Annotated in this window: 4 protein-coding genes; 1 reads left to right on the top strand and 3 read right to left on the bottom strand. The window is 65.1% G+C overall.

The features are described from left to right. Window positions 1–49: 49 nt before the first annotated feature. Both ACLKOY_RS14160 and ACLKOY_RS14155 read right to left on the bottom strand, forming a co-directional pair. A complete protein-coding gene (locus tag ACLKOY_RS14160) occupies window positions 50–2482 on the bottom strand; it encodes a glycoside hydrolase family 2 protein (protein WP_436454218.1) in 2433 nt (810 codons plus the stop codon). A 52-nt stretch (window positions 2483–2534) separates the two neighbouring features. Next, a complete protein-coding gene (locus ACLKOY_RS14155) occupies window positions 2535–3854 on the bottom strand; it encodes an MFS transporter (RefSeq protein ID WP_079113541.1) in 1320 nt (439 codons plus the stop codon). A 112-nt stretch (window positions 3855–3966) separates the two neighbouring features. Between ACLKOY_RS14155 and ACLKOY_RS14150 the strand changes: the two genes are divergently transcribed. After that, window positions 3967–4923 (top strand): LacI family DNA-binding transcriptional regulator, encoded by a 957-nt coding sequence (locus tag ACLKOY_RS14150; RefSeq protein WP_436454217.1) that lies wholly within the window; start codon window positions 3967–3969, stop codon window positions 4921–4923. A gap of 610 nt (window positions 4924–5533) precedes the next feature. On the opposite strand, the gene ACLKOY_RS14145 is transcribed toward ACLKOY_RS14150, so the two are convergent. Continuing rightward, on the bottom strand, window positions 5534–5905 hold the full coding sequence (locus ACLKOY_RS14145; RefSeq protein ID WP_436454216.1) for a hypothetical protein: 372 nt from the start codon (window positions 5903–5905) through the stop codon (window positions 5534–5536). Window positions 5906–6000: the final 95 nt, after the last annotated feature.

Genomic DNA, 6000 nt, shown 5'->3' with positions numbered 1-6000 from the left:
CCGCCCCTTCCGGGGTGGCGGTCGGCTCCTCCGCCGACCGCCACCCCGGTCAGCGCGCTACGAGGTCCACCTGCTGCGCGTCGAGACCCGCCGCGGTGGCGCGAACGGTGATCGTTCCTGGACCGATCGGACGGATGATCGCCAACGCCCGTCCGTCATAGGTGGTGCGGGTCACGGCCCTGAACTCTTCGATCGAGTCCGGCTGCGCGTTCGCGAATGCCGCGAGGACCGCCGGCCCCTCGATCTCCACCGAGACGACGGCAGCGGCGTCGGTCGCCAGGGTTCCTCCGCGATCGGCGAGCTCGATGGCTATGTACGCGAGATCGGAACCGTCGGCGCGCAGGTCTGCACGATCGGCAGCGAGAGCGAGACGGACGTCGTCTTGGCGCGTGCGCAGACTGCTGACGCCGACATCCTGCCCATCTCTAATGGCGATCGCCGTGAGCTCCCCTGGGCGATACTCGGTCTCGAACCTTGCGATGAAGGCTTTGTGCACGCCTACCTGCGCACGGCCGACCGTGACTCCGTCGCGCTGGAGTACGATCTCCTCCGCATCGCTGTACACATCGACCACGACCGGGAATCCGGCGGGCACGTCCCAGCTCCAGCTGCTGACGACATCGTCCCAGGACCAACCGCCGATGAAGACCTCACGGTCGTGGTTCTCAGGACGATGAACCGCGATGTACGGCTCGCTTCGCAGCCCCCAGACCGTCTCTCGCCAGAACGAGATGGGGCGCCTGTTCCCGAGGATGTCGATGGTTCCGGACTGGGCGAGAAGCCAAGGAAAGGGCGAGCTCGGCCCTTGCGGCGCATCGGGGTCATCCGCGTAGATCGCTCTCCCGAGACCCGCCTCGCCGATATAGTCCCAGGCCGTCCATGCGAAGTCCCCGATCACGGTCGGGTGCTGCTCGACGAGCGGCCAGATCCTGTCGAGAGCGCGGGGGTAGGTCTCAGACCCGACCACGATCCGGTTGGGGTGCCGCTCCGCGTCGATGACATAGCGAGCTTCGGCGTAGTTGACACCGCTGACATCGAGCTGGGACTGCGCCTCCTCGATTCGCTCGGAGACCAGCTCTGATGCACCGAGAGTGTTCCCCATGTCCTCCATCGAAGCCATGAATGCGTTGACGTTCGTCGAGGCGGCATCACCGTCGCCCGAGGCGGCATGTGCTGCAAGGACGTCGATTGCCGAGACCATGCCATTGATGGCGTTCGTGACGAGCCGGGTGCTGTCGAGAGAACGGACCTTCTCGGCGAGAGCGCGACCCCAGGTGGATCCGATCGGACTGCCGGTCTCGAAGATCTCGTTGCCGATCGAGTACATGATGACGCTCGGGTGGTTGAAGTCCTTCGCGACCATCGATTCGACATCCCGTTCCCACCACTCGGGGAAATCGAGCGAGTAGTCGAACGCTGTCTTGGTCTTCGTCCACACGTCGGAGGTCTCGTCCCAGACGAGGAGGCCGTGGCGATCGCAGGCGTCGAGGAACGCACGGCTGATGCTGTTGTGAGAGCTGCGGATCGCGTTGTAGCCAGCGGCCTTGAGCAGCTCGACGCGGCGTTCTTCTGCGCGCGGGTGTGCGGCGCTGCCGAGCGGCCCGTTGTCGTGATGAATGCACCCCCCGCGGAGCTTCACAGAGCGCCCGTTGATCCGCAGTCCGTGAACGGGGTCGACGGTCACGGAACGGATGCCGAACACCGACTCGTCCTCATCGAGAACTGCGCCCCTCTCATGAATCCGGGTGCGCGCGACATGAAGGCGAGGACCGTCGACGTCCCACAGCACCGGCTCCGCGAGATAGTGGCGCAGGTGCACCAGCCCCGTCGTGCCGGGAAGCACGGTGAGGGGTGCCGTCTGCAGGCTGAGCAGATCACCGGAATCGCCGCGGATCTCCGTCTCCACCCGCACGGTGCGGGTGTGGCGGGTCGTGTTGACGACCTCGACGGTCGTGACGACGGATGCGAGGTCGGGGTCGATCACAGGAGTGGTGATCCGCACGCCGTCGAGCGGGATGTGCACAGCGGCGGCAGCGACGAGCCAGACGTCGCGATACAATCCGGCCCCGGTGTACCAGCGGCTGTCTTCGTGAGTGCGGACCTCCACGCTGATCGTATTCGACTCGCCGAAACAGAGAAAAGGATCGAGCGAGACGGCGAAACCTGCATACCCGTTCGGGCGCTGGGCGGCGAAGTCGCCGTTGACGTAGACGACGGCGTCGCGATATGCCCCTTCGATATCGAGGACCACGCTTTTGTCACGCCACTCTGCGGGCACGTCGAAGGTCTTGCTGTATTCCAGATGTGCACTGGGGTGATACCCGGTGTGGCTTCCGTTGGGGCTGCTCGCCGAACGCGGCATATCGCGGAGACCGTCGTGCGGCAGGGTCACCGCCGTCTTGGCAGCCCCACCGGTGAAGGCGTCGAAGATCGAGCCCTTGGGCCCGACGGTCCAGTCGTTGTTGAAGGGTGTGCGTATCATGCCGGTGCTTTCTGATTGTGTGCCAGGGATTGAGAAGAGCGCGTGTCGGTCGTCACCGGACACCCTTGATGAAGCGGACGCTGATCGCCCCGAGGATCACGGCGACGATGGTCACGATGAACAGCGGCTGATAGAGCCCTGTCGCGGCGACGAGCGCCCCGGCGAGGGCAGGGGCGATCACCTGCGGTCCCGCGTTGGCGACGTTCATCACACCCAGGTCGCGTGCGGCGTTGTTCATGTTCGGCAGAACGCGCGTGATCAGGGCCTGGTCGACTGCGAGGTACACACCGAACGCGACGCCGAGGATCCCGCTCGCGACGAACGCGCCGGTCAGCGTGGGAGCCAGGAGGTAGACGAGTGCGCCCGGTGCGAAGAGCAGGCTCGACAGCGCGACGAACACCCGGACTCGTCCGAATCGGTCCGACAGCCACCCGCCGACGATCGAGAACACCAGCAAAGCGAGGGTGCTCACACCCTGGACGGCGACGAGAACCGCGGCCGCCTCGGTGACCGTGCCGACGCCGATGTAGTCGGCAAGGATGTAGAGCTGCATGCCGGACATGAAGTTGTACCCGAAGACGATGAGGAACCGCCCGACGAATGTCCACCAGAAGTCCGGTGCGCTGCGGAAGCTGGGGAAACGGGAGGCGGCGCGACGCTCCGCCTTGGATGCACCGGAGCCCGCGAGGGACGGCACGTAATCCTTGGTCGTGAGCGCGAAGATGGTTCCGAAGACGAGCATGACGGCGGCGATGCCTACATATCCGACGAACAGACTCGTCGTCAGGCCGGCGATCGCGATACCGCCGAAGGCACCGAGGATCGAAGAGGCGCCGACCAGCCCCGACATGGTGCCGCGATTGCGGACGGGCACGCGCTCGGGCAGCACGGCGGTCAGCGCGGCCTGCAACCCACTGAGGGGCCACATTGCGATCGCCCAGGTGATGGCGAGCACAACCGGGCTCGGGCTGCTGGCCGTCACCAGTAGGGCGATGGTCGCAGCGATGGCGGATCCGAGAATCCAGATGTTGCGACGCCCCAGGAAGCGGCTGCTCGTCTTGTCGGAGAGCAGTCCGAGAAGCGGCTGCGCGACCAGACTCGAGATGGCCCCTGCGCTGATCACGAGACCCAGCACGCCTGCCGCCGCCGTCGTCTCCCCGAGCAGCTCCGCGACCTGTCTGCCCAGCATGACCTGGAGCACTCCACCCCACACGACGTTGACGCTGATCAGTGCGAGGGGGTAGATGACCCACAGCCACCGGCTCATCCGCTGCGGGCCTTCCGACGGCTCCAGGAGGGCATCGGGGCGGACGGCAGCTCCGGGAACGGTTGCTTCGAAGGGGCCGGTTTCCGGATGGATATTGCTGGTCATTTGATCTCCACGTCATTGTGAGGGACTGCGCTAACGCGCGTTATCACCGAGTGAACACCATCTGATTACGCGCGTCAACTACACTGGTGCAGACGACACCGGAGGGGCCCCGATGACAGTGACCAGCGACGACGTCGCGCGCGCAGCGGGGGTCTCCCGCCCCGCTGTCAGTCAGATCCTCAACGGTCGCGGTCGCTTCTCAGCGGATACCATCCGACGGGTCGAGGAGACCGCCGCGGCCATGAACTATCACCCCTCGGCGGCGGCTCGCACTCTTGCGACAGGCACGAGCGATGTCGTCATCGCCCTGGTCCCGAACACCACCTTCGGCACCAACCTGCAGGACTTCGTCGACTTTCTCACCGAAGAGCTCGCTCGCGCGGGACTGATTCTCGTGCTGCGCTTCGCAAGCTCGCCGGTGGAGCTGCTCGAGCACTTCATCACCACCGTGCGACCGCGCGCCGTCATCGCGCCGTTCGTCGCTCCCACAGCCGCGGAGCGTGAATCCATCGATGCCGCCGGAATCACCCTCATCGACCTGCACGCGGAGGGCGGTCGCGATGAGAACCACCGCATCGGCCAGCTCCAGGGCGAGTACCTGGCATCGAAAGGACACAGGCACCTCGTCTACGCGCACCTCCGAGATACCCGCCTCGATGTCTTCGGCGACGCTCGGGAACAGGGGCTCGCCGACTACTGCCTCGCGCACGGAATCGACGCGCCGACGTCGATCCGGCTTCCGCTCGAGCTCGACGAGGCGGTCTCTCTGCTTCGGACTCTGCCTCTCGGAACAGCCATCGCCTGCTATAACGACGACGTGGCCATCGCCCTTCTCGGCGCAGCGCGCGAACTCGGCCGTCGGGTTCCCGAAGATGTCGCGCTGATGGGCATGGACGCGACGCGGATCGGGACGCTCGTGGCTCCACGCCTCACCACGATCAAGGTCGAGGCAGCGCCCGCCATGGACAGAATGATCCGGGACGTCGTGAGCCGAGTCTCCGGATCCGCTCGTCCTGCCCGCCCGACCGACCCAGTCGTCCTCACCGTCGTACCGGGGGACTCCGCCTGACGCCGAGGGTCGTCATCCACGATGCTCCGGCGGCGACCGACTTCTGAGCGCGGTTGGGCATGCGGCTCGCCGAGTGCACGCGTCGCCATCACCGACGACTTCTGGGAGTCGTGGATGGAAGTCGAGGGAAACACACACGACCTGCTGTTCCCCAACGGACGAGGATCCCGTTTCTGCCTTCGCGTATACGGTTCCCGACGGGACGGCTCTTCTGCACGCGGCCGACGTCGCCGATGATCTCGGCTTCGGAGACGAGATCGATCGCGACCTCGGCCGGCACGGCATCAGCAATGCGCTGTTCCTGTACCTCCGCGATCCGTATCAGGATCGGATCAAGCTGTTCACCACTCGATCAGCCGTCTGAGCGTGCGCAGCAAGACGGCTATCGCTGGGTTACCGCTGCCAGCACTCCGCACATGACGAAGGCCCCGCATCCCAGTGTTTCCAGGGAGTCGGGGCCTTCGTGGTGGCGGTGACGGTGGGATTTGAACCCACATTCCGGCCTAGCAAGCATTCGCAGTCACCTCAGATCAGCGTTATTGCGCGGATCCTGGTTTACTCGACAAGCGGTGAGTCTGGCGAGTTGTTAGCACTTCGTTAGCACGAGGCTCTATGGCCGCCAAACCGCTACCCGTTCTCGCGGGGGATCTCCGACCACGATCCACGACGCCGGGTCCAGAGTTAGTCCGTGTCGTGTCGTGAGGAACTCCGTGGCTTCCCGAAACGGCGGAACATCCCCTTCCTCGAAGATGTCATCGCTCGATGCGCCGACGACGTCGTACGAGAGAGGCGACGTAGACGGCTCGTCTTCAGCATTACTGTGGGTGCCCACGACCTCCGCGTAATACCGGCCCGAGGTCCCGTCAAGCCCGAGTTCGCCGACAAGAATCCAAAAGTAGTTGATGGCGCGCTTCTCTGACCCCCTCAGATCTTGCAACATCTCGGCAGGAGGATTGCCTTGGCTAGGGAACATCGGATCCACGCTGATCCTCACTGCTTCCGGGGCACGTTATGCGGAGCGACGGAGTGCTCGTTCCTGAACGTAACGTTCTCGAACCTCGAGGCTACGCCGTGCCG

Origin of the sequence: Microbacterium sp. K2 (assembly GCF_051365005.1) — a bacterium.
GTDB lineage: Bacteria > Actinomycetota > Actinomycetes > Actinomycetales > Microbacteriaceae > Microbacterium > Microbacterium foliorum_B.
Note: the sequence above shows the minus strand (reverse complement) of the source record. Positions and strands in the feature narration are given on the sequence as shown.

Bases quoted from the DNA above. Each gene is read 5' to 3' on its own strand.
- ACLKOY_RS14160 (WP_436454218.1), bottom strand. From the start codon at position 2,482: ATGATACGCACACCCTTCAACAACGACTGGACCGTCGGGCCCAAGGGC.
- ACLKOY_RS14155 (WP_079113541.1), bottom strand. From the start codon at position 3,854: ATGACCAGCAATATCCATCCGGAAACCGGCCCCTTCGAAGCAACCGTT.
- ACLKOY_RS14150 (WP_436454217.1), top strand. From the start codon at position 3,967: ATGACAGTGACCAGCGACGACGTCGCGCGCGCAGCGGGGGTCTCCCGC.